Origin of the sequence: Weissella hellenica, assembly GCF_005405545.1 — a bacterium.
GTDB classification, from domain to species: domain Bacteria; phylum Bacillota; class Bacilli; order Lactobacillales; family Lactobacillaceae; genus Weissella; species Weissella hellenica.
In genome coordinates, this window is sequence record NZ_BJEG01000001.1 from 371,444 (window position 1) to 396,271 (window position 24,828).

At 35.7% G+C, this 24,828-nt stretch carries 20 protein-coding genes and 1 other annotated feature; all 20 genes read left to right on the top strand.

Annotated elements, in window-relative coordinates; all coding sequences use genetic code 11:
* The first annotated feature begins 26 nt into the window (after positions 1 to 26).
* On the top strand, positions 27 to 350 hold the full coding sequence (locus FFM61_RS01895; protein WP_218020853.1) for a PTS sugar transporter subunit IIA: 324 nt from the start codon (positions 27 to 29) through the stop codon (positions 348 to 350).
* 8 nt (positions 351 to 358) lie between these two features.
* Positions 359 to 1,813 carry a glycoside hydrolase family 1 protein gene (locus tag FFM61_RS01900; protein ID WP_074426838.1) on the top strand — a complete coding sequence of 485 codons (1,455 nt, stop codon included), beginning with the start codon at positions 359 to 361 and terminating at the stop codon, positions 1,811 to 1,813.
* Positions 1,814 to 2,071: 258 nt separating this feature from the next.
* Positions 2,072 to 2,303, top strand: a binding site (T-box leader).
* 56 nt (positions 2,304 to 2,359) lie between these two features.
* A complete protein-coding gene (locus FFM61_RS01905; protein ID WP_074426839.1) occupies positions 2,360 to 3,511 on the top strand; it encodes an ArgE/DapE family deacylase in 1,152 nt (383 codons plus the stop codon).
* A 74-nt stretch (positions 3,512 to 3,585) separates the two neighbouring features.
* The gene (locus tag FFM61_RS01910) at positions 3,586 to 4,230 is read left to right on the top strand and encodes a hypothetical protein (RefSeq protein WP_083194398.1); all 645 of its coding nucleotides are present in this window, start codon (positions 3,586 to 3,588) and stop codon (positions 4,228 to 4,230) included.
* Positions 4,231 to 4,280: 50 nt separating this feature from the next.
* A complete protein-coding gene (locus tag FFM61_RS01915) occupies positions 4,281 to 4,649 on the top strand; it encodes a DUF2255 family protein (protein ID WP_074426840.1) in 369 nt (122 codons plus the stop codon).
* A 221-nt stretch (positions 4,650 to 4,870) separates the two neighbouring features.
* The gene (locus FFM61_RS01920) at positions 4,871 to 6,508 is read left to right on the top strand and encodes a peptide ABC transporter substrate-binding protein (RefSeq protein WP_074426841.1); all 1,638 of its coding nucleotides are present in this window, start codon (positions 4,871 to 4,873) and stop codon (positions 6,506 to 6,508) included.
* Positions 6,509 to 6,531: 23 nt separating this feature from the next.
* Positions 6,532 to 7,611 (top strand): M42 family metallopeptidase, encoded by a 1,080-nt coding sequence (locus FFM61_RS01925; RefSeq protein WP_074426842.1) that lies wholly within the window; start codon positions 6,532 to 6,534, stop codon positions 7,609 to 7,611.
* Between the two features lie 286 nt (positions 7,612 to 7,897).
* On the top strand, positions 7,898 to 9,325 hold the full coding sequence (gene aldA / locus FFM61_RS01930; RefSeq protein WP_074426843.1) for an aldehyde dehydrogenase: 1,428 nt from the start codon (positions 7,898 to 7,900) through the stop codon (positions 9,323 to 9,325).
* A gap of 303 nt (positions 9,326 to 9,628) precedes the next feature.
* Positions 9,629 to 10,777, top strand: a complete 1,149-nt coding sequence (gene dgoD / locus FFM61_RS01935) for a galactonate dehydratase (protein ID WP_074426844.1) — start codon at positions 9,629 to 9,631, stop codon at positions 10,775 to 10,777.
* 18 nt (positions 10,778 to 10,795) lie between these two features.
* A complete protein-coding gene (locus FFM61_RS01940) occupies positions 10,796 to 11,785 on the top strand; it encodes a 2-dehydro-3-deoxygalactonokinase (protein ID WP_083194399.1) in 990 nt (329 codons plus the stop codon).
* Between the two features lie 17 nt (positions 11,786 to 11,802).
* Positions 11,803 to 12,426 (top strand): bifunctional 4-hydroxy-2-oxoglutarate aldolase/2-dehydro-3-deoxy-phosphogluconate aldolase, encoded by a 624-nt coding sequence (locus FFM61_RS01945; protein WP_074426846.1) that lies wholly within the window; start codon positions 11,803 to 11,805, stop codon positions 12,424 to 12,426.
* A 43-nt stretch (positions 12,427 to 12,469) separates the two neighbouring features.
* Positions 12,470 to 13,804: a gluconate:H+ symporter gene (locus tag FFM61_RS01950; RefSeq protein ID WP_074426847.1), complete on the top strand. Its 1,335-nt coding sequence runs from the start codon at positions 12,470 to 12,472 to the stop codon at positions 13,802 to 13,804.
* Between the two features lie 100 nt (positions 13,805 to 13,904).
* Positions 13,905 to 14,576, top strand: a complete 672-nt coding sequence (locus tag FFM61_RS01955) for a FadR/GntR family transcriptional regulator (RefSeq protein ID WP_074426848.1) — start codon at positions 13,905 to 13,907, stop codon at positions 14,574 to 14,576.
* A gap of 509 nt (positions 14,577 to 15,085) precedes the next feature.
* Positions 15,086 to 16,600 (top strand): glycerol kinase GlpK, encoded by a 1,515-nt coding sequence (gene glpK / locus FFM61_RS01960; RefSeq protein ID WP_168388693.1) that lies wholly within the window; start codon positions 15,086 to 15,088, stop codon positions 16,598 to 16,600.
* Positions 16,600 to 18,414: an FAD-dependent oxidoreductase gene (locus tag FFM61_RS01965; protein ID WP_074426850.1), complete on the top strand. Its 1,815-nt coding sequence runs from the start codon at positions 16,600 to 16,602 to the stop codon at positions 18,412 to 18,414. The genes glpK and FFM61_RS01965 overlap by 1 nt, the downstream gene beginning before the upstream one ends.
* On the top strand, positions 18,414 to 19,181 hold the full coding sequence (tpiA, locus tag FFM61_RS01970) for a triose-phosphate isomerase (protein WP_074426851.1): 768 nt from the start codon (positions 18,414 to 18,416) through the stop codon (positions 19,179 to 19,181). Before FFM61_RS01965 ends, tpiA begins: the two co-directional genes overlap by 1 nt.
* Positions 19,182 to 19,192: 11 nt before the next feature.
* On the top strand, positions 19,193 to 19,885 hold the full coding sequence (locus FFM61_RS01975; RefSeq protein ID WP_074426852.1) for an MIP/aquaporin family protein: 693 nt from the start codon (positions 19,193 to 19,195) through the stop codon (positions 19,883 to 19,885).
* Between the two features lie 188 nt (positions 19,886 to 20,073).
* Entirely contained in the window at positions 20,074 to 22,422 is a 2,349-nt protein-coding gene (locus FFM61_RS01980; protein ID WP_074426853.1) for a hypothetical protein, read from the top strand.
* A gap of 41 nt (positions 22,423 to 22,463) precedes the next feature.
* The gene (locus tag FFM61_RS01985; protein WP_074426854.1) at positions 22,464 to 23,327 is read left to right on the top strand and encodes a helix-turn-helix domain-containing protein; all 864 of its coding nucleotides are present in this window, start codon (positions 22,464 to 22,466) and stop codon (positions 23,325 to 23,327) included.
* A 23-nt stretch (positions 23,328 to 23,350) separates the two neighbouring features.
* On the top strand, positions 23,351 to 24,688 hold the full coding sequence (locus FFM61_RS01990) for a glycoside-pentoside-hexuronide (GPH):cation symporter (RefSeq protein ID WP_074426855.1): 1,338 nt from the start codon (positions 23,351 to 23,353) through the stop codon (positions 24,686 to 24,688).
* The last annotated feature ends 140 nt before the right edge of the window (positions 24,689 to 24,828 follow it).

The following is a 24,828-nucleotide window of genomic DNA, read 5'->3' on the forward strand; positions in this document are numbered from 1 at the left end:
GAATAAAGATTTAAAAAGGAGATACTATTTTGGAAGATGATGAATTGAATCAACTATCAATGAATATATTAGTGCATGCTGGTGATGCTCGTAGCTTTCTTGTTCAAGCATTAACGCAATTGGAACAAGATGACTATCAAAAATCTGAAGAACTAATTAAAAAGGCACATGAAGAAGTAGTTATTGCACATGGATTGCAAACAGATACGTTACAGTTAGAAGCTTCTGGTGAACAAATTCGCTATTCTACACCATTTTGTCATGCGCAGGATACATTAATGACAGCTCAAAGTGAAATATTAATTGGTGAGCATTTAGTGAAATTATTCAAAAAATTTATTAAGGAGTAGGGGGCACTATGTTCAAAGATTTCCAATTTCCAAAAGACTTCCTTTGGGGAGGCGCAATTGCTGCTAATCAAGCAGAAGGTGGCTTTGGTATTGACGATAAAGGCGTTAGTGTAGCTGATGTTCATCGTTATTATCCAGAAAAATCAAATGAAGAAATTCATAAAGAGCAACTAAAGGGAATGACCTTGGCTCAGGTGAAAGAGAATATTGAAGATAAAAAGAATTACTATCCGAAACGACACGGTATTGACTTTTATCATAAGTATCCAGAAGACCTAGAGTTATTGGCTGATATGGGATTTAAATCATTTCGAACATCAATTGACTGGACAAGAATTTTTCCTACTGGTGAAGAAAATGAACCTAATGAAGCAGGATTACAATATTATGATCATTTAATTGATAAAATTATTAGTCTTGGCATGGAACCGATTGTTACTATGCTTCATTATGAAACCCCTATCGAGATAACTTTGAAACATGGTGGGTGGCATAATCGTGATGTGATTGATTTATTTGTAAAGTATGGCAAAGTGATTTTAGATCGATACAAAGATAAAGTTAAGTATTGGATTGTAATCAATCAGATTAATTTGATCCAGCTTGAGCCATTTAATTCAACAGCAATTGCATACGACACAGTTGATGATTATCGTGCTGCTAGTTTCCAGGCTGTACATAACCAATTTGTGGCTAGTGCTAAAATCTATGAGTATGCTAAATCTATTAGACCTGACTTGATGATTGGAACCATGATTGCAGATTGTACAGCATATCCATATTCTTGTGCACCGGATGATATTATTTTAGCAATGAAACGAAATCGCATGCAGTATTTCTTTACTGATGTGCAGTTTCAAGGAGAATATCCGCAATATGCATTGAATTATTTTAAAGAAAATAATATCAACTTAACTATTACAGAAGATGATAAAGAAGTATTACGAGATAATACAATGGATTATTTAGCTGTATCATATTATTATTCTCAAATGGTTGATTCTAAAAGAAATACAATGGATCTTGCATCAACAACACCAAACCCTAATTTGAAAGCAAATCCGTGGGGATGGGCAGTTGATCCGCAAGGTTTGTATAATTCTTTGTCACAATATTGGGATAGATATCATAAACAGTTATTGATTGCTGAAAATGGTTTCGGTATGTACGATAAAGTAGAAAATGGTAAAATCCATGATGATTATAGAATTGACTATGTAACGAAACATCTCTTAGCAATAAAAAAGGCGATGTATGATGGTGCGCAAGTAATTGGTTATTGTGCTTGGGGCCCTATTGACATTGTTAGCTGTTCATCTGCCCAGATGGATAAGCGATATGGCTTCATTTATGTTGATTTAGATAATGAAGGAAATGGTACTGGCAATCGTTTGAAAAAAGACAGTTTTTATTGGTATAAAAAGGTTATTTCATCAAATGGTGAAAGTCTGAATGAAGGTTAAAATTAGATAATTTCTTATCAATAATGCAATTAATATACAAAGCAAAAAATGTTGCTTTGTATATTTTTTTAGACAATTAAAATATTTTTCGGGACTTTTAAACATATTCGTAGAAAGTAAGCATACGAAAACAATACTATGCATAAGGGATTTTGATTGGGAATTGGTGTTATGTTCCAGCCAAATAGAGATTTTATCATTAATAAACTTCTTGAAAAGATCGCTCAAAACAGGTACCATTTCATTAAACAATGATTAGAAAATGCTATGAAGAGAAGAGTAGTTTTATTTAGCTTGAACAGAGACGGTTGGTAGTTGAGAAAACCGGAAGCGATAAAAAACGAAGATGAGCTTGGAGCATTAACGATTGTGAAAGCAGTTGTTACGGTAGACTCGTTATCGTCTGACTTACTTATATGTAAGCCAAAGAGATGCTTTTTGTGAGAAAAGCATGAAATTAAGGTGGTACAGTGAAGCTTTCACCCTTTTTTATAAAGGGGTGAAAGCTTTTTATGTGCAATAGTAAATTTAGGGGAGTATTTTATAATGGAAAAAACAGCGAAGATTAAGATTTTACAGGATTTAGTTAATATCAATACAGTAAATGGTAATGAAATTGCGGTTGCTACGTATTTGCAGAAGCTGTTAGCAGATCATGGTATTAAAGCGGACATTGATGAGTTTGGCGATAATCGTGCAAACTTGCAAGCAGAAATTGGAAATCATGGTGTTGATACTAAAACGCTTGTATTTTCAGGACATCAAGATACGGTTTCAATTGACGATGAATCAGCTTGGGCGCATAGTCCATTTGAAGCATATATCGATGGTGACAAATTGTATGGCCGCGGTGCTGCTGACATGAAGAGTGGTCTTGCTGCTGAAATAATCGCATTAATTGAATTACATGAAAATTCTGATGTGGCTTTGAATGGCACGCTACGCTTGATTGTGACAGCAGGAGAAGAATATGGTGCTCAGGGAGCCTATCGTTTGAATGAGCAACATGCAATTGATGATGCAGATGCATTGGTAATTGGTGAAGCAACTGACGGCCAAATTATTTATGCCCATTCTGGTAGTTTTAATTACCGCATTAAGAGTTCTGGAAAAGCTGCCCATAGTTCAACACCAGAACGTGGTATTAATGCGATTCAAGGATTGGTAAACTACATTAACCTAGAAAAAGATTTATTTGATGATGCACCAGAAGACCCTTATTTGGGTAAAGTGCAACATAGCATTACGGTTATTCGTGGTGGTGAGCAAGTTAATACCATTCCTGCGCAAGCAGAAGTACAAGGGAACATTCGGCCAACAGAAGCCTTTAATAATGCTAAAGTTATTTTACGCATTCAAGAGACTATTGATCAATTAAATAATTTATATGATGCTAAACTTGAATTGGAGATTATTCATAATTTTGAAGCCGTTGAAACACAACAAGATAATGAATTTATCCAAACGGTGCAACGAGCAGCTCAAAAATCATTTGATGATCGCCAGGTTGAGTTAATCACTATGAATGGTGCGACTGATGCAAGTGTCTTTGTGAAGAACAATATTGGTTTACCAACGGTTATTTTTGGCCCTGATGGTGATAAAGTTGCTCATCAATTAAATGAGTACACGACTATTAGTAGTTATTTGAAATTAATTGATGCTTATCAGGAGATTGCTCGTAATTTTTTGAAGTAAAAAAATTTGATGATGCTTTTATTCACCAATTTTTATATAATAAATTGAATAAAATTAGAAATAGGTGAATTCTTTTGATAAAAAGACATATTGGAAAACCCGTTAGATTTGGCTTCATTTTGGGTATTATTATTAGTGCTTTAGTAGCTGGCGGCATTGCATTGATTTCATATCAAGTTAGTCATCAGCACAGTAAAAATAATATAGCACCTAAAACTCAAACCGTATCACAAGAGACTTTGACCGTTAAATCATTAACGAAAGAGAAAAAAGTTGTGATGGTTAATTTAGGGTTGTCTGAAATTTTAAACGAAAAGCGAACAACGAAATTATTTGGACAAGATATTTTTGGTACAAATCGTCAGAAAATTATGCAGGCTTCTTTTGATGCTGAATTAGGAGTTGATGGCAAAGATGTCAAAATCACTGCAACTGGTGATAATACTTACAAAGTATCGGTTAAAAAATTTATGTTTATTGGTTATAGTAATCCTAACTTTAAGGTGTTGGATGAGCATAATGGTGTCTTTAGTTCATTTACCGCTGACATTAATGAAACGGATATGATTAATAAAGTATTAGATGCAAAATCAAAGCAAAAATATGTTGCCAAATATAATGATTTGTTGGAACAATCGACTAAAGAATTCTATCGAAATATTGTTGCAGCAACCAATTCAAAAGCTAAGCTAACTTTTGAATTTCCTAAAAGTAATTAGTAGATAGATATTATTTAAATGGTTTATACTATAAGTTGTGGAGGGATAATATGGCTTGGAATAATGAACAGTTAACGTATTTTAATGATCATGATGATTTTCATATTGCACCATTTCGTTCTAATGGGATAGCAGGAACACCTACTTGGATTTGGTCGGTTGTAGTCGATGGCAGGTTGTTTGTTCGTGCATATAATGGTGCAAATTCGTCATGGTATCAGAGTGCAATGGCTCAACATGAAGGTAACATTGTAGTCAATGATAGGCGTTTAGAGGTTACTTTTAAATCAGAAAGTGACGTATCAATTTTAGATAAAATCGATGAAGCTTATCATGTAAAGTATGACCCTAGCCCATATGTTGCGCCAATGTTGTTAGAAAAAACGAGAGATGCAACCGTTGAAGTATTACCTAAATAAAGTAAGTCTTATTTAGCGTTTTTAATTAAAAATAAATTAGAAAGTAGTCATAAATTAAATGTTATGACTACTTTTTTTATGATTTTTTTTATAAATTGTGTGTTTTCTTATGATTTATAAGTAATTAATGACCTTGCTTACTCCTTTAATATTAGATATAATTTAAAAAATTAAAAAATTTTAATTTAATGGGCAAATTATTTGTAAGAGGGGTAAGGTTAATGGGAATTGATAAAATAGGAATGAAGGCGGCTGTATTAGCGACAAGTGTTATCGCTGGGATTGGCGTGGCCGCGAATATAGCCGACGCAAAGGCGAAACAAGTTATTAGTACGTATTCTAGTACTGAAATTTCATCATTGGATACAGCAAAAGCAACAGAACTGAATGCTTTTACACAGCTTGATAATATTACTGAAGGTTTATATGTTTATGATAGCAAAGGGCAACCAAAGAAAGCCTTAGCGCAAAAGACTAAGGTTTCTGACGATAAAAAGACATATACAATTGATATTCGTAAAGATGCTAAGTGGAGCAATGGGGATTCAGTAACAGCTGCAGACTTTGTTTTCGCATGGCAACGAGCTGTTGACCCAAAGACGGCCAGTGAGTATGCTTACTTATTTGATAATATTGAAAATGCTAAGGCAATTCAAGACGGTGAAAAGGCACCGGATACATTGGGTGTTAAGGCTACTGGTAAATATCAACTACAGATTCAGTTAGCAGCACCGCAAGAATACTTTAAAATGATTTTAGCTCGTGAAACTCTAGCGCCATTAAATGAAAAGTTCGTTGCACAACAGGGTGATAAATATGGGACATCATCTAAAACAACTTTATATAATGGTCCATTTGTAAGTAAGGGCTGGTCTGGTTCGACAACCCAATGGACGCTGAATAAAAACCCCTACTATTGGGATAAAAAGCATGTTAAGTTGAGCAAGATTAATTACTCGGTTATTAAAGATCCTTCTACTGCTTATAATTTATATCAAACTAAGAAGTTAGATCAAATGACGTTAGTTGGTGAGCAAGCACAACAATTATCAAAGCATAAAGATGTTGTGAAGCGTGATTTAGCAGCAACGTCGTACTTGCAATACAATTTGAAAAAGAATAACGGTCTGGAAAATGCTAAGATTCGCCAAGCTATTTCACTTTCAATTAATCGTAAGCAACTAACTGAAAGAATCTTAAAAAATGGCTCACAACCAGCTGCTGGGTTTGTACCGCGTAAGGTTGCAACACAGCCAAATGGTAAGAAAGATTTTTATGATGTGACGAAGGTTAAAAATACTGCAGAGTATAAGCCTAAGTTAGCTAAAAAGTTATTTGCAGAAGGTCTAAAAGAAGTTGGTAAGGATAAGATTAATGCAACAGTAATTACTTCTGATGCAAGTGCTTCTGAACAAGTTGCCGTCTTTATTCAAGATCAATTACAAAAAAACTTACCTAAGCTTGAGTTGACTTTGCAAAAGGTACCAATGAAGAGCCGAATTGCTTCTGTTAATGCGGGGGACTTCGATATATCTTTCCAAGGTTGGTCTGCTGACTTTGCTGATCCATATACTTTCTTACAAATTTTCCCAAGCGATAGTGCACAAAACCACACTGGGTGGCAGAACGAAGCATATGATCAGGCAATTACAGATTCATTAGACAAAAACGCTGCTAATAAAACAGCTCGTTGGAACGATTTAGTAAAGGCTGAAAAGATTTTGATGAAGGATCAAGTTGTCACGCCTATTTACCAACAAAACAATGAAGATTTGGTTAATCCGAAGTTAAAGGGCATTAGTTACAACCAAATTAATGGTCATTATAGTTATAAGACAGCTTATATCGCTAACAAGTAATCATATATATTAAGGGGATAATTTTGAAAGAACAAGAACAGATTGAATTAGTAAAGACATTTTCTGATTTGAATGGGGTGCCTGGGTTTGAGACTGAAGTAGCGAAGTATTTTGAAGATTGTGCGACTCCTTATGGACAAGTGAGCCGTGATGGTATCTTTAATAGCTACGTTGATCGCACGGAAAATACAGGGAAAAAGCCAGTTGTGCAAATTGATGCTCACGCTGATTCGGTTGGTTTTATTGCACAAGCTGTACGGCCCAATGGGTTGATTAAGTTTGTCACATTAGGTGGTTGGGCACCAACTAATGTGCCGACGACACGCGTGCGGGTACGTAATAAGGATGGTCAATATATTAAAGGGGTTGTCGCTAGTAAGCCACCGCACTTCATGACCGATGAGGAAAAGAAGCAGGTCCCAAAGATTGCTGAGATGTCGATTGATGTTGGGTCAACTAGTCGTGATGAAACGCTTAATGACTTTAAAATTGATACTGGGTGTCCAATTTTTCCAGATGTTGAATGTGAATACTACCCAACAACTCGTTTATTCTTTGGTAAAGACTTTGATAACCGTGTCGGGTCAGCAGCGCTTGTAGATGTATTAGATCAAGTACATGGGCAAGATCTAGATGTTGATGTTGCTGTGGCATTATCAACACAAGAAGAAGTTGGTACACGTGGTGCAAAGGTGACGGCAAATAAAATCTCACCTGACCTTGCAATTGTGTTTGAAGGTTGCCCATGTGACGACACTTTTGAAGAAGATTGGTTAATTCAAACTGGTTTGAAGCGTGGTCCAATGTTACGTGATATGGACACATTATTTATTGCTAATCCATTGTTCGAGGAATATGCAGCCAAGATTGCAGATGAGCATAAAATTCCTTATACACGTTCAGTTAGAACGGGTGGTGGTGTCAATGGTGCGCCGATTCAATACTGGAATGGTGCGCCAACTATTGTAATCGGTATCCCTGTACGTTATGAGCATACTGCTTATAATTGGGCATCATTGGATGATTTCCAACATGCAGTTGAGTTGACTGTTGAAATTCTAAAGGATTTAGATGCAGACAAAATCACTAGTTTCTTTGGATAAATATTAATATTAAAGTAGCTCGTGAGTTGAATCGTATCAGCTTACGGGCTATTTATGTTGCATTAGTAATGTTTTTGTTGCGCATATTAAAAAGTTAATTTTTAATATTATAAGCTTTATGCAGGCTTAAAAAAATCATATTTTTAAATAGTATTATGAAAAAAGACCATCTAACTTTAATACAAATAACTATAATAGTTTTTATTTAACATATATATAATATTCGTGCACCATGGTAAAGGTAGTAACTTACAAAATGTATATAAAACTCAGGAGGCATTTTAGAATGGTAAAACAGTTTATTAATGGTGAATTTGTTGACAGTCATGCAACAGACACTATTCAAGTTTTAAATCCAGCTACAAATGAAGTAATTGGAGAGGTTGCCGAAGGAGACGAGCAAGATTTACAAGCCGCTGTGGTCGGTGCCAAAGAGGCACAAAAGTCATGGGCTAAGGTTAACCGCGTAAAGCGTGGTGAAATTGTATTAGAGTTAGCCACTTTGATGGAACAAAATAAAGAAGAAATTGCTAAAATCTATCAAGAAGAGCAAGGTAAAGTTTATGCTGATGCCCTTGGTGAAGTAGAAGGTTCTATTGGTTATATTAAATACATGACTGGTTTGGCACAATCTGCTAAAGGTGAAGTATTGCAAAACCAAGTTGATGATGAATTGGTTATGATCGTTAAAAAACCAGTTGGTGTAACAGCTGGTATTATTCCATGGAACGCACCAATCTTTATCTTGATGCGTAAGATGATTCCAGCCTTGGTAACAGGATGCTCAATCGTTGTTAAGCCAAGTGAGGAAACGCCATTCGGTACATTTAAAATTGCTGAATTAATTCAACAAACTGATATTCCAAACGGTCTTGTACAAATTGTTACTGGAACTGGTGCGGGTGTTGGTAGCATGATGTCAAAGAATGAAGATATTGATTTGATTTCATTGACTGGTAGTACCGGTGCTGGTAAGGCAGTGATGTCTGAATCAGCAGCTAATGTTAAGAAGGTTAATTTGGAACTTGGTGGTAAAGCACCTGCTATTATTACTGATAAAGCAGATCTTGATAAGGCCGTTAAGTACATTGTGCAAGCCCGTATTAAAAACAGTGGTCAAGTATGTACTTGTCCAGAACGTCTTTACGTGCAAGCTGGCGTTTACGATGCCTTTGTTGAAAAGGTAACAACAGCAATGAGTAACCTAGTAACTGGTGATCCAACTGATGATAAGACTGACTTTGGTCCAATCATCAACAAGAAGCAGTTAGAATCAATTGACGAAAAAGTACAACAAGCTGTAGGAAATGGTGCTAAGGTTTTGACTGGTGGACACATTGTGTCAGATACACCAGGTAATTACTATGAGCCAACAGTGGTTGTTAATGTTAATGATGATTCAACGATTATGACAGATGAGGTCTTTGGACCAGTTTTGCCAATTGCCAAGTTTGAGACGATTGATGAAGCAATTGATAAGGCTAACAACTCTGTTTATGGTTTGTCTTCATATGCCTTCACTGAAGATTTGAAGGAAGCTATGACCTTTAGTGAACTTTTGAATATTGGTGAAGCTTACATCAACTGTGAAGCCGAAGAAGCAACGACTGGTTACCATGCTGGTTGGCGCCAATCAGGTCTTGGTGGTGCAGATGGTACTCATGGATTTGAAGAATACTTGAACACAACGGTAACTTACTTCCGTTATGAATAAAAATTAACCAGATAACTGGTCGGAAAAATTTCGTATTGAATCGAAATTTTTCCGACCAGTTTTATTTTAATGTATTTATAAATTGTCATGGTGATTTAGTGCAGATTGGATTTTCTATTCTCCGAATAGGAACGAAAAGATAATATCTATTTTGAGATCCTTAATGATTTAAACCAAATTAATTTATGTTTAGTTCTTGACACATATAACTGAAAACGGTTACAATAATTTTGTCATTAAAGATACCATCTTATTTTAATAGATGGTATCTTTAATTGAAAATAAAAATTATTGGAGTTAATCATGAAAATTACAAACTACGAAACATTTTCTGTACCACCACGCTGGTTATTTTTAAAAATTGAAACAGATGAAGGAGTTAGTGGCTGGGGAGAACCCGTTATCGAAGGACGTGCTGCAACCGTAGAAGCTGCTGTTCATGAACTAATGGATTCATTGGTTGGTTCTGACCCATTCCGTATTGAAGATGCATGGGAAAAAATGTATCGTAGTGGTTTTTATCGTGGTGGTCCCATTATAATGAGCGCGATTGCTGGTATTGACCAAGCTTTGTGGGATATCAAAGGTAAAGCATTAGGACAACCTGTTTATGAATTAATGGGCGGTGCCGTTCGTGATAGTATTAAGGTTTATTCTTGGGTAGGTGGTGATCGACCAAATAATGTTGGTGAAGCTGCATTGGAACGTAAAAATGCTGGTTTCACAGCAATAAAGATGAATGCCACTGAAGAACTACAAATGATTGATAGTTATGAAAAAATTCAAGAAGTTGTTGAGCGAGTTAAAGCCATTAGAGATGCATGTGGTCCTTATTTCGGTATAGCTGTTGATTTCCATGGACGTGTTCACAAACCAATGGCAAAAGTTTTGGCAAAAGAATTGGAACCTTATAACTTAATGTTTATTGAGGAACCTGTTTTACCAGAAAATAATGAAGAGCTTGGTAAAATCGGTCAATTATCAAAGACACCAATTGCTACGGGTGAAAGAATGTTCACTCGTTGGGACTTTAAGAAATTATTAGAGTCAGGTGATGCAGATGTTATTCAACCAGATTTGTCACATGCTGGTGGAATAACCGAATGTAAAAAAATTGCTTCAATGGCTGAAGCGTATGATGTGGCAGTTGCTTTCCATTGCCCACTTGGACCGATCGCTTTAGCAGCTTGCTTACAGGTTGATGCTACGGTTTATAATGCATTTATCCAAGAGCAAAGTTTAGGTATTCATTACAATGCCTCAAATGATTTAATGGATTATGTTAAAAATCCAGAAGTGTTTGAATACGAAAATGGTATGGTGAAAATTCCGAGCTTACCAGGATTAGGTGTCGAAGTTAATGAAGAGTTAGTTCGTGAAAAGGCAAAAGAAACAACAGATTGGCATAACCCAGTTTGGCGTCACGAAGACGGGTCTATTGCTGAGTGGTAAGGCAGAAAGGTGTTGAGCATGATGAACCTAGTAACGATTGATACAGGAACCACAAATACAAGAGTAATGCTTTGGCAGAATGGTAAAAAAATTGCTAAAGTTGCACGACCTGTCGGGGTGAAGAGTACATCTATTACAGGTAGTAAGGATACTTTACATCAAACAATTAAATCAGCAATTGATGAGTTATTAAAAACAGCTCAAGTTGAATTGAATTCAGATGTTAAATTTATAGCATCAGGGATGATTACATCTAATTTAGGGTTAGCTGAGATACCACATCAATCAGCACCAGTGAGCATGAGTGATGTGGCAGCCAATATGGAAAGAATTCTGATTCCAGAAGTTTGTTCGCAGCCAATTTGGTTTGTACCAGGTGTAAAAAATAAGGTTCGAACAATCACATCTGAAAACATTGATCAAATGGATGTAATGCGTGGTGAAGAAGTTGAGGCGTTTGGGGCATTAACGCAATTACAGGCTAAAAAGCCATTCATTCTAGTACTACCTGGTTCGCATACAAAATTCATTAAAATTGACGAAGACGGTAAAATTGCTGGATCTATTACATCAATGGCTGGTGAATTAATTTCATTACTAACCAAAGATTCAATTTTATCAGATTCACTAGAGCATAATTTTTCAGATGAACTTGATATCAAAGCACTGACTCTTGGTGCTGAGAATTGTGCCAAAAAAGGATTAGGACGAGCTGCGTTTACGGTTCGATTATTAGATTTGTACACCAATTACACGCGTAATCAAATGGCTAATTATTTGTTGGGTGTTGTTTTACAAAATGATGTTGCAGCGATAAAAACGACACAAGCTTTTGATATTAATGTAGATGATACTTTTGTTGTTATTGGTAAACCTGCTCTTCGTGATGCGCTACAGGTATTGTTAAATAACGATGATTATTTTACTGGTAATATTTTGACAATTGATGTACCTGAATTAGCCAGTGTAGGTATTATGGCAATCGCAAAGATGCGAAACATTATTTAAAATGAGGGACAAATATAATGAATATTGAAAATTATCCAAAGTTGACAGTAATTATGCGTGGTTATAGTTATGAACAAGCTATGCTTATTATAAAGTTATTGAGCCGTTATGAAGGAAAAGTAGGGGTTGAAGTTACGACAAACAACCCAGATCATTTAAAAGTTATTGCAGACGGTAATAAACAGTATGGTGACAAAGTAAATATTGGGGTAGGTACAGTTACAACAGTGAAACAGGCACAAGAAGCAATTGCAGCAGGTGCTAAATTTATGCTTGGACCCCAAGCTTTTTCAGAGGAAATTTATCAATTAGCACAACAAAATGATGTAATTACGGTCCCAGGTGCAATGACACCAACAGAGATACAAACAGAAATCAATAAAGGTGCTGATATTGTTAAGGTATTTCCAGCGATTACGGTAGGTCCTTCATTTTTTAAACAAATTTCTGGACCAATGCCTGGATTACGTTTTATGGCAGTCGGGGGCATTGATATTAAAAATAGTCAATTGTTTATATCAGCAGGTGCTGATTACTTGGGTATCGGATCTAGTTTCTTTAATAAACAGGATCTAGAAAATATGGATGAACAAGCTTTGGATAAATCAATACAAGAATTTTTAATAACCGTTAGTAAATAATTTTGACAGTTTATCATCATCTGTAGAATAAGAGAGGGAAATCATGCCATTACTAATAGTAGTATTAGGAGTCTTATTGTTGATCTTTTTGATTACCAAGCTAAAGCTTAATACTTTTGTATCATTAATTATCACATCTTTTGTTGTAGCCTTTGCATTGGGAATCCCATTGGATAAAGTGCCGACAACGATTACCGAAGGCTTAGGTAATCAATCAGGTAGTTTGGCTATTGTGTTTGGAATGGGATCAATGATTGGTAAGTTGGTTTCAGACGCTGGTGGTGGGCATCGTATTGCCCACACTTTAATTGAAAAATTTGGGCGTAAGCGAATTCAAATAGCCGTAATTTTAGCATCATTTATTATTGGACTAGCATTATTCTTTGAGGTTGGCTTAGTAGTGTTGTTGCCGATTATATTCATCATTGCGCGTGAATTAAAGATGCCATTAATGTCATTAGCCATTCCAATGGCAGCAACTTTAAATGTCATGCATGGATTTATTCCACCACATCCAGCACCAACTGCTATTTCACAAGTTTTTGGGGCAAATATTGGCCACGTGATTTTGTTAGGAATTGTTGTTGCAATTCCTACAGTGATTGTATCTGGACCAGTCTATAATCACTTTTTACGTAAGCTGTATCCACAAGTGTATAAAATACAAACGGAAAATCCTCGGTTAGGTAAAATAGAAGAATTTGATTTAGACAAGACACCTAAATTTGGGATTAGTGTATTAACTGCTATGATGCCAGTTATTTTAATTGGTATATCAACGATTCTTGAATTTACAGTAGCTAAAGGTAGTTTGGCTCACGATATTTTTGGATTAGTTGGAAATCCTGATTTTGCAATGATGGTATCACTAATTTTTGCCATTTATACAATGGGAATTAAACAGAATATTAGTATGAAACGTATTGGTCAAACTGTAGAAAATGCAATTATTCAAATTGCGGGGATGTTATTTATTATTGGTGGTGGTGGTGCTTTCAAACAAGTACTTGTATCAGGTGGCATTTCAGATTATATTTCACAGATGTTTGCTACTATTAACATGTCGCCATTATTAGCTGCTTGGTTAATTACTGCTTTATTGCGTGTTAGTTTGGGGTCATCAACTGTTGCTGCGCTAACGGGTGCTGGCTTAGTAGCACCGATGATTGCGGCTTCGGGGGTTAGTCCAACCTTAATGGTATTATCAGTTGGAGCTGGTAGTATATTTGGTGGTCATGTTAATGATGCAGGTTTCTGGATGGTTAAAGAATACTTTAATTTATCTTTGAAAGAAACGCTAACGGCTTGGTCACCATTAACTTGTGTGATTGGGGTAGTTGGTTTAGGAGCTGTCATGACGCTATCAGTTTTTATGTAATAAATTATGAAACCACTAATTAGTGTTTAGCTAATTAGTGGTTTTTAACGTTTAAATAAAGTAACATTAGTATAAGCGTGATGGTAGGAGAGATTATAAAATGGAAGCTAATAAAGAGACAATTTATGAAAAAGCATTACGAGAACTAAAGGAAAAAATAATAAATGGCGAATGGCAACCAGGACAAAGATTGCCATCGATGAAACAACTTGCACAAATATTAGGGGTCAGCGTAACGACAATTCGGGAAGTACTACATACTTTGGAAAATAAAAATATTGTTAGTATTGAACATGGGCGGGGAATTTATTTGCGTAATGATCCTAATTCGAGTGCAATGCAAATGATCTCAGTCAATCAAGATGTGTCGCTTCTGTCAGTTTTAAAAGCACGCTTGTTAGTAGAGCCAAGGCAAGCATATTATTGTGCACAAAGGGCAGATGAACATTTATGTAACGAATTAGAGATGGCAGCAAATAAATTAGACTCTGAAATGCACATACATGACGATTTTTTAAAAACAGATTTATTATTTCATCAGTTAATTGCAGAAGGTGCACAAGAGCCTGCACTACAGACGATGTCTAATTCTATTGAACAATATCAATTATCGGGTCGTCGTATGACCAATACATTACCATTAATGCGAACAAAAGCTGCGTTATATCATCAATTAATTTCAGCAGCGATTGCAACGCATAATGCAGTAGAAGCAAAACAATTAATGACAATGCATATTGAATCTATGATTGAACCGCTTGAAAAAAAATAAAATACTATAACAAAAACAGTTGAGCAAGTTACATATGTTCTACTGTTTTTGTTATAAAAAGACATTGAATTTGTAAAATGATAAATAAGTGAATGAAAAATAGATAAGGCAAAAGTCTCATAACGGTTTTGTTTGGCACTAAATGACCTTGTGAAAAAAAGTTTTTTCAAAAAAACTTTATCCCTATTTGTTAAATAATTGCATTTGATGAAAATATAGCCAAGATAAAATGTAAATTAATTTCACACGCTAGTATCATTAATGTTTCTCGACATGCGATGGAACAAGTTTTAGATAATTAGACCATTAAAATTAATGATTAATCGACACGAATAAGATTTTTTGTGAAGTTTTTAATGAGCTTATTTGAATAAAAATTAAACATTGTGAATTTTTTTGATCCATTGTAAGATTTATGTGTCGAAAGAAAACGCTTACATTTATAAACGTTTTTAAATGTAGTATTAATATTTAAGTAGAATTTTAGTTTATCCAATGGGGGGGATATTATTATGCCAAAGTATGTACTATCAATTGATGAGGGAACAACTAGCACACGTGCCGTGATTTACGATAAGCATGGTAAGGTAATTGCTTCTGCACAACGTGAGATCACGATGTTCTATCCACAACCAGGTTGGGTTGAACAAGATGCTAATGAAATTTGGATTGCTGTTCAAGCTGTTATCGCAACGGCGTTGATTCAATCAGGAATCCAACCTACTGATATTGAAGGTGTTGGTATTACTAATCAACGTGAGACGACGATTGTTTGGGACAAGCAAACAGGATTACCAATTTATAATGCTGTTGTCTGGCAATCACGTCAAACGGCACCAATTGCTGAAAAGTTAATTGCTGATGGTTATCAAGACATGATTCAGGAAAAGACAGGATTGATTCCAGATGCATACTTCTCAGCTACTAAAATTCGCTTCATATTAGATCAAGTAAGTGGGGCACAAAGACGTGCTGAGAATGGTGAATTATTATTTGGAACAATTGATTCATGGTTGGTATGGAAGCTGACAGGTGGTCAAGTTCACATTACAGATTACACAAACGCTTCACGTACCATGATGTTTGATATTAAGAATTTGAAGTGGGACCCAGAACTTTTGGAGCTATTAAATATTCCGGCTAAAATGTTACCAGAAGTGCACCAGTCATCAGAAATCTATGGAAAAGCTATTCCTGTCCATTTCTTTGGTGCTGAAGTGCCGATTGCAGGTATTGCCGGTGACCAACAAGCATCATTGTTTGGTCAGTTAGCCCTTAATAAGGGGGATGTTAAGAATACCTACGGAACTGGTGCTTTCGTTGTCATGAATACGGGTGAGGAAGCTCAAATTTCAAAGAATGGTTTGTTAACAACGATTGGTTATGGAATTGACGGTAAGGTAACGTATGCACTTGAAGGTTCTGTCTTTGTTGCTGGATCTGCATTGCAATGGTTACGTGATGGTATGCGTGTCATTAAGCAAAGTCCAGAAAGTGAAGATATGGCTAATGCTTCTACTGATGAAGACGAAGTTTATGTTGTACCTGGCTTTACCGGATTAGGTGCACCATACTGGGATTCAGAAGCACGTGGTGCAGTCTTTGGATTGACACGTGGAACGACACGTGAAGATTTCGTTAAAGCTACGCTACAATCACTAGCTTACCAAAGTCGTGATGTCGTTGATGCGATGCGTCAAGATACTGGTTTGGATATTGCTAAGTTACATGTTGATGGTGGGGCATCATTGAATAACTACTTAATGCAATTCCAATCAGATTTGTTAAACACAGAAGTATCACGTCCAGCTAACGTTGAAACAACTGCCTTGGGATCAGCCTTCTTAGCTGGTTTAGCTGTAGGTTTCTGGAAGGATGTTGATGAATTGAAGACAATGACACAACAAGCCACTGAGTTTAAACCAAAAATGTCAGAAGAACATGCAGATGAATTATATGAGGGATGGCAACAGGCCGTTGAAACAACACGGGTCTTCAAGCCAAAGAAGCGGGGGACTAAATAATGCGATTTAAGAGTAGTCAGCGTATAGCAGCAATTGAAAATTTAAAAGAAAATAATTTTGATGTTGTTATTATTGGTGCTGGCATCACTGGTGCTGGTATTGCGCTTCAAACAGCAGCTTCTGGCTTGCGGACAGCTATTATTGACATGCAAGACTTTGCCGAAGGAACAAGTAGTCGTTCAACAAAACTAGTCCATGGGGGCATTCGTTACTTAAAAACTTTCGATGTTGACGTCGTTGCTGACACAGTGAGTGAACGTGCCCGTGTACAAAATGTTGCGCCACATATTCCGCGACCAGCACATATGTTGATGCCTCTTTATGATGATGCTGAAGCAACATTTACACCAATGAGTGCCGAAATTGCGATGGAGATTTATGACAAATTGGCAGAAGTATCACCAGATAGTCCATTCGTGCATCGTTTATTGTCAGCCGAAGAAGCACGTGATTATTTACCAATGTTAGATCACAAGGATTTAGTTGGATTAGCAATCTACTTAGATTACCAAAACAATGACGCACGTTTAACAATTGAAAACATTAAACAAGCTGTTAATGACGGGGCTGTCGCAGTTAGTCATTTGAAGGCAACTGCGGTCGTTGCTGATGGTGATGGTAAAAAGGTTAGTGTTGAAGATACTTTTACCAAAGAAGTATTTGATATTAAGGGGAAGGTTGTCATTAATGCGGCTGGTCCATGGCACGATACAATTACCCAAATTGCTGATGAGACAACTAAGGATACAATTCGTCCTACGAAGGGTGTGCATTTAGTTATTAATCAAGATCGTTTGCCAGTACCAAATACTGTTTATTTTGATTCTGGATTCCATGATGGTCGTATGATTTTTGTTATTCCACGTGCTAATAAAACGTACTTTGGAACAACGGATACAGATTATTCAGGTGATTATTTGCATCCTAAGGTTGAACAAGCCGATGTCGATTATCTATTAGCAACTATTAATAGTCATTTTCCTAATGCTCATATCACAATTGACGACGTGCAATCTAGCTGGGCAGGATTGCGCCCATTAATTGGTGGTGCAGGTGATTACAATGGTAATACAACTAAGAAAACAGCGTCTGATGAGAGTTTGCATGAATTAAATACTAAGCTTGGTCAATACTTTAATAACGAAATCGATCGTCATGAAGTTGACGCACAATTAAGTGATCTAACAAGCAGTGGTGATAAGAATGCTTCAAGTGTCTCACGTGGTTTCCAAATTAAGGCAGAAAACGGCATTATCAATGTGTCAGGTGGTAAATTAACGGATTATCGTTTGATGGCTTCAGAGACATTAGAACAGTTAGTAAATATTTTCGCTGATAAATTTACAACTAAGGTTACACCTATTGATTCAACAAAGTATCCTGTATCAGGTGGTCACTTTAATCCAAATGATGTTGATGCTGAACTTGAAAAGTATGCTGAAGAGTTGGAGAAGTATGAGGTTAACGAAGTTAAAGCTAAAGAAATTGCTAACTTATATGGATCTAACACGCCTGAAATAATTGAATACATTAAAACAGGTGTTTCAGCGCCTAAATTATCAGTAGCTGAAACGAGTATGTTGCATTATGCCATTGATAAAGAATTTGTCTTACGCCCAATTGATTACTTCTTACGTCGTACGAACTATCTATTGTTTAAGTCAGAGGACTTAGAACGTCTGGAAACACCAGTTATTGATGAAATGGCTAAGATTCTTGATTGGTCTGATGAGACAAAACAAGCAATGACAGAAGAATACACTCATTTACGTGATGAAGCGCAATTGAAGGCGCTAAAAGGGGAGGCAAAGTAATGTCAAAGAGAGTTCCTTTAGTTATAGGAAATTGGAAAACCAACAAAAAAGTAGCTGAAGTTTACGATTTCTTACAAGAGATTCAAGGGAAATTACCTGATCCCAAAAAAGTAGAAGTGGGTATTGCAGCACAAGATATTTACTTGCATGAAATGGTTAAGCGCAGCAAAGAATTAAAAATTCCTGTTGGTGTATTTGCTGAAAATGTACACTGGGCTGATGAAGGTTCTTATACTGGTGAAACATCACCCGCTGCATTAGCTGATATCGATGTTTCAGGATCAATTGTTGGTCATTATGAGCGTCGTAAGATGTTCAAAGAGACTAATGGGTCTGTTGGGTTAAAGGTAACAGCGACTCTTCGTAATGGGTTGGTACCAATTGTCGCAATCGCCGAGGATGCAACACACTATAATCCTGATGACGAAGATATGGCACCTTTAACAGAAATTGCTGTTGGTTTGGCTGGTGTCGATAAGACTAAGGCTGAAAAAATTGTCATTGCCTATGAGCCAGCTTGGGCAATTGGTGCTAGCGAAGCACCTTCAGCAGAAATTATTGAACATGCAGCAAAAGTAATTCGTAAGTCATTGGCTATCTTGTTTACACAAGAAGTGGCTGATAAGATTCGCATTCAGTATGGTGGTTCAGCAACTCCAGAAAATTCAAAGGAAATTCTTGAGTTAGAAGACATTGATGGGCTGTTAATTGGGCGTGCGTCACTTGAACCTGCTGCGTTCTTAAGCATGGTTAACGATGCTATTTAAGGGTAAATAAGATGAAAAAGAAAATATTTGGAGAAGTTTTTGGAAGTGCATTGCTAGTATTTTTTGGACCCGCTTTGGTTATTATGGGGGGCGGATACAATGATCTATTAGGCCCATCTATTGGATGGGGAGTTCTGTTAGCTGTATTGGTTTATGCTTTTGGACCTTTGTCTGGAGCACACTTTAATCCGGCAGTAACCTTTATGAACTTTTTGAATAAGCAAATGAAGGGTACTGAAACAATCATTTATATTGTTTCACAACTTGTTGGTGGTTTGATTGGTGGATTTGTCTTAAAGTTTACGTATCAAGCTTTTCTAAATGGTGCCGGCCTAAAATGGTCAACAGAAGTTGCTAAAAATCATTTGAATGCAACAGTATTTCCAAATATTTCAGCCGGTATGGCCTTCTTCGTTGAGGTTATATTGACGACAGTATTGTTAGTTGTTATTTTAGTTTTGAATGACCCTAAGACTAAAACTTACAACCTACAAGCACCAATTGCCGTTGGTTTGACAATCGCGTTATTGGTTTTCGCTGCTGGTAACTTAACGGGTGCATCAATGAATCCTGTTCGTTCATTGTTCCCGGCAATCTTCGCTGGTGGGTTAGCTATGCAAGATATCTGGGTATATTTAACAGCACCATTTGTTGGATCAATTATCGGGGCTTCGATTCACCGTTATATTATGACGGAAAAGTAAAAATACTGATTTAACCAATTGATAATAGATAGCAAATAAAAAATAACCGTTTCTCTAGTAACTTAGGGAAACGGTTATTTTTGTGTGAAATTATATAACTTTTAGTTGTATATGAGTGATGTAAGCGTTGTCATTTACATGCTAAACTACAGAGGTAGCTTAATTAAAAAGGCTAAAGGAGTTAAACAATGGAGAATAATAAACTGCAAATGCAGGTACACCCCCAAGGTTATGTACAATCACTGGTTATGAAAGATGACCCGTATCATATGAATTGGGTTATTGATAATGAGTATTTGAAACAAGCGTCATTTAATGAGTCAGATAAATTATTTGGTGAATTTACGATTACAATTGATGGTGAAACAATTAATAGTGCTGATAACTACCCACAAATGACAACGAAGCAACAACGAATATTGGTTACGTATGAATTGTTACAAAAAGTAGAAGTGAAATTTGATTATGATTTATCAATTAATGATCAGTTAAATTGGAATATTAGTTTATATAATTTAACAACAGAAGATATTAAAATTAATAACTTTGGTGTTTGGTTATCATTAGCATATGTCATGTTCCGAGATAAAAATGTTGTAAAAAATATTCATGAATCAGCGGCAGTTTATCCATCAATATCACGCGATTTTACAAAAATTAACGCAGTGAGACGTGATAATCAATCAGGTAATCTTGGCATTTATCAAACAGCCGGACAAACATTATCAGTAGGAACTTATGCAGCATATAATAATTTATTTTTTGAAAATGTTTCACCTTCATTAGACGGTATGTTGTTTCACCAGCTCATTCTCGCAGGTGGGTATGATGATCATTTTGAAAATAATGATTGGATTTATGATAAGAGTCCAATCTCAATAAAACCTAACACATCAATAGATTGGCATTATGTGATCACAAAAAATAATTCGAAACAAGAATTTTATAAAAAGGCGAGTGAAGTGGGTCAACCAACAATTTCCTACCAACCGTTGAATATTGTGCACCGACCAAGCTACCTAACGCTTAATGGACATACTCATGAGTTAGTTGCTGTCACAACTTATGCCGGTGAAGCGGGTAAACAAAAAGCAAAATTACAATTTCAACAACAATTACCAAATCAATATCAAGTATCATTTAAACCAACCATACTTGGTGAACATAAAATTGTTTTTGACTTTTCAGATGGGACACAAGATTCAGTTGTTTTAAATGTTATGAATCCATTGAATGAAGTCATTGATAAACGTGTTAAATATATCTCAGAAAATTTATATCAAGGTAAAGATGGTGAAACGCCATACGCTTCTACACCAATATCTAATCAAGGTGAATCATTAGGTAAATTAAGTCTTGTTTTAAAGAAAAATTTGATGGGAATCTTAGACAAGGAGCAAGTACGTCAAGTCGAAGCAAGCGCGGTAAATTATGTGCGACCAAAATGGTTTAACAATGGAAACTTTAAAAGGCCAAATAAATTATACGGTGATTTCTATCGTTGTATGGATTTTGAATATATTGCTCACTTGTTCCTACTACTATCAGACTTTGATGAAGAGACCTTATTATTAAATTCAGCCAAAGATTATTTGCAGTGGGCTGCTGATGTTTTCATGTTACGTGTTAATCCGGATTTTCATGAAACTGAACGAGGTAAAGAAGAAGCTCGTATGTTGGGTGTTTATTTTCTATATATTCAGGATTTACTTAAAAAATTAAAGCGACACGGCTTAACAGATTATTATGAAAAAATTAATGATCTATGGCAACAAGTCACGTATAAAATTGATGAGAATCGTACCACATATCAAGCTGCTATTACAGAACATTATTTTGATAATGCTGGCTTTGGACCAACTGCGGGTGCATTAAGTGAAGCTGGGTTTAAAGACGGTGCAAGGACCTATGGCCAATTATTATTAGCTAATATTGGCTACTCAAATGACTTTCGAGTACAAAATCCAGATCGTTGGTGGGAAGCACTTGCATATATGATTCATTCACTCTGGGGAGGAGTCACAGCTGCAGCAACTTTTAAAGTGTATGAAGTATTAAAAAATCCTGCTTATTTACAAGCTAGTTATCGTGCAACTGCAGCAATTATGTATTGTTATGATACAAATTCAGTTACCACGGATAAATTAGATGAAGGGATGGCCGCATCAACATATGCAGTTGCCGGACCACATCTTAATCGACCGGATTTGTCTCGTAATCGTTTTGGTCAGTCAACATTTTATTCAGATGGTGGTATATTCGCAAAATTATTTAATAGTGCTAATGAGACACCAGATTGGGACATGGGTGAGGAACTGGTTGCATACCTTGATGGTATCGGACAAAGAACCTATTTGGTTCATCAGAATAATCAATGGTCGGTGATCAATGGGACATATGAACAACAAGAAAACCAAATTAATGTCATTAGTTTTGCACCATATCAGAAAGAGTTTTGGCTGATTGATGAAACAGGTACGAAGCAACTAACAGGATCAACATTATCAAAAAATCACTTATTTGATATTAATAAGTAATTTATTTATTACCTGTTTTGAAGATGGATTGGAGTAAACAGATGGATCAACAAATTATTTCGATTTCAATACCACCATTTCCTAGTTTTATTGAAGGTAATTATACGACGTTTAAAGCAGGACAGCGTCATGTGCATCGCTATAATATTGGCTTTTTTGATTTGATTTTTGTAAAAAAAGGAGCTTTGTTTTTACGTGAAGATTCAAAAAAATATACAATCCATGAAAATGAGATGTTTATACTCCTTCCAAATGCAGAACATGATTCGTGGCAACCGTGCGAAGAGGAGACGAGTTTCTTTTGGATGCACATCTATACAAGTTCTAGATGGCAACAAGCTAATTTTCCGATGTGTTTTGTTTCGGATTTGCCAATTCCAGAATTACATTTCCATCAAAAGTCGTATACTTTGCAATTACCAAAATTGGGGAAAATTGCTGAACCAGAACTGATTTTTGATTTGCTGGACGACATTCAAAAAAGTACTTCTAGTAACCGTATTGATAGTATTTGGTATACCGAAGAATTGTTTTTGAAATTCTTGAAGTACATTGATACTCAGGGAATTGCAAAAGATCGTGCAACATTGTTAGCTGAAAAAGTTCATTTGTATCTGGCAGAGCATCTTTCGGAACATGTTGATAATAATCTTTTGTCAGCAGAATTCCATTTACATGTAAATTACATTGCACGTGTCATGACGAAAGTCTACGGTAAGACGCCAATGGAATTGTTAGAAGAATTAAGGGTAGAAACAGCGAAACAATATTTGATTCATACAAACAAATTAATCAAAAATATTGCGGAACTCGTTGGTTTTGAAACCTATATTTCATTTACGAATCGATTTAAAAAAATAACAGGTATGTCTCCAAAAACATATCGTGCCACATATAAAAAATAAAAATACTTTTGGGGAGAAAAGTAATGCAAAAAAAATTAAGTATGACAAATATTTTAGCTTACGCCAGTACTGACACTGCTGGAAATTTGCTTTATTGTACACTAACAAGTTTTATTCTTTACTTCTATACTGACGTTTTTGGAATATCTGTCGGTGCAGCTGGAACAATCTTATTAATTGCGCGTGTTATTGATTCACTAGATGCGCCTATTTGGGGGTTAATTATTGATCATACACATTCGAAATATGGTCAAAGTCGTCCATGGTTTTTGTGGTTAGCAGCGCCGTTTGGTATTTTTTTAACATTATCATTTTTATCACCGGAACTATCAACTACACAAAAAGGAATTTATGCTTTAGTAACTTACCTTGTTACAGGTATTATCTATACCGGAATTTCAACGCCGATTACGTCTATTTTGCCAAATTTAAGTAGTGATTCAAATGAACGTGTGAAATTAAATTCGTATCGTATGGTTGGAGGAAATATTGGATATTTTGTTACTGCTTCCTTTACGTTGCCACTTGTTGCATTTTTTGGTGGCGGTAATGATCAAAAAGGTTTTGCGATAACTGCAGCAATTTATTCTGTTATTGGGATTTTAATGTTTGTTTTTGCATTTGCTAAAACACAAGAGGTTAATTCTGGTCCAGTAGAAACACAAAGTATTCCAATTAAAGATAGCTTTAAATCTATGATGGGAAATTGGCCATGGATCATCGTAGTATCAGCAAATGTAATGTATTGGTTGGGAAATACAGTGCGTACTTCAACAGTTATTTATTATGCACAATATAATTTAGGACATCAAAATTATGCTTCGTTATTGAATGGATTAGTATTATTCCAAGTAGTTGGGAATATCTTAATCCCGTTCATGGTTAGAAAATTTTCAAAGGGACAAACATTAATTATTGGATTTACTATTGCTACGATTGGTCAAATTCTAATGGGATTTGTTGGTGATAGCTTTACATTAATTGCAGCAGCATGGATTTTTACATCTATTGGAACCGGAATAGCTGTTTCAATGCCGTTTGCCATGCTTTCTGATACTGTTGACTATGGTGAATGGAAGACAGGGATTCGTTCTGCCGGATTCTTAACAGCAATTGGTAGTGCATTTTGTATTAAAATGGGTTCAGGTTTAGGTGGCTTTTTGCCTTCTAAGATTATGGCAGCATCTGGTTACGTAGCTCATCATCAACAGACAGCATCAGCATTAGCTGGTATTAAGTTTTCATTTATATGGTTACCAGCTATCTGTTTCATGATTGGTGCAGTAATTATGTTAATGTATCCAAAATTTGAAAGAAGAGAAGAAAAAATTAAACAAGATTTGTTAAGTCGCATTAATTAGTATTTCAATATTATGATTTAACAGCACCATTTGTTGCTTCAATTATCGGAGACTTGATTCACCGTTATATCATGACGGAAAAGTAAAAATACTGATTTAACCAATTGATAATAGATAGCAAATAAAAAATAACCGTTTCT

Bases quoted from the DNA above. Each gene is read 5' to 3' on its own strand.
- FFM61_RS01900 (WP_074426838.1), top strand. From the start codon at position 359: ATGTTCAAAGATTTCCAATTTCCAAAAGACTTCCTTTGGGGAGGCGCA.
- FFM61_RS01905 (WP_074426839.1), top strand. From the start codon at position 2,360: ATGGAAAAAACAGCGAAGATTAAGATTTTACAGGATTTAGTTAATATC.
- FFM61_RS01915 (WP_074426840.1), top strand. From the start codon at position 4,281: ATGGCTTGGAATAATGAACAGTTAACGTATTTTAATGATCATGATGAT.
- FFM61_RS01920 (WP_074426841.1), top strand. From the start codon at position 4,871: ATGGGAATTGATAAAATAGGAATGAAGGCGGCTGTATTAGCGACAAGT.
- aldA (WP_074426843.1), top strand. From the start codon at position 7,898: ATGGTAAAACAGTTTATTAATGGTGAATTTGTTGACAGTCATGCAACA.
- dgoD (WP_074426844.1), top strand. From the start codon at position 9,629: ATGAAAATTACAAACTACGAAACATTTTCTGTACCACCACGCTGGTTA.
- FFM61_RS01940 (WP_083194399.1), top strand. From the start codon at position 10,796: ATGATGAACCTAGTAACGATTGATACAGGAACCACAAATACAAGAGTA.
- FFM61_RS01945 (WP_074426846.1), top strand. From the start codon at position 11,803: ATGAATATTGAAAATTATCCAAAGTTGACAGTAATTATGCGTGGTTAT.
- FFM61_RS01950 (WP_074426847.1), top strand. From the start codon at position 12,470: ATGCCATTACTAATAGTAGTATTAGGAGTCTTATTGTTGATCTTTTTG.
- FFM61_RS01955 (WP_074426848.1), top strand. From the start codon at position 13,905: ATGGAAGCTAATAAAGAGACAATTTATGAAAAAGCATTACGAGAACTA.
- FFM61_RS01965 (WP_074426850.1), top strand. From the start codon at position 16,600: ATGCGATTTAAGAGTAGTCAGCGTATAGCAGCAATTGAAAATTTAAAA.
- tpiA (WP_074426851.1), top strand. From the start codon at position 18,414: ATGTCAAAGAGAGTTCCTTTAGTTATAGGAAATTGGAAAACCAACAAA.
- FFM61_RS01975 (WP_074426852.1), top strand. From the start codon at position 19,193: ATGAAAAAGAAAATATTTGGAGAAGTTTTTGGAAGTGCATTGCTAGTA.
- FFM61_RS01980 (WP_074426853.1), top strand. From the start codon at position 20,074: ATGGAGAATAATAAACTGCAAATGCAGGTACACCCCCAAGGTTATGTA.
- FFM61_RS01985 (WP_074426854.1), top strand. From the start codon at position 22,464: ATGGATCAACAAATTATTTCGATTTCAATACCACCATTTCCTAGTTTT.
- FFM61_RS01990 (WP_074426855.1), top strand. From the start codon at position 23,351: ATGCAAAAAAAATTAAGTATGACAAATATTTTAGCTTACGCCAGTACT.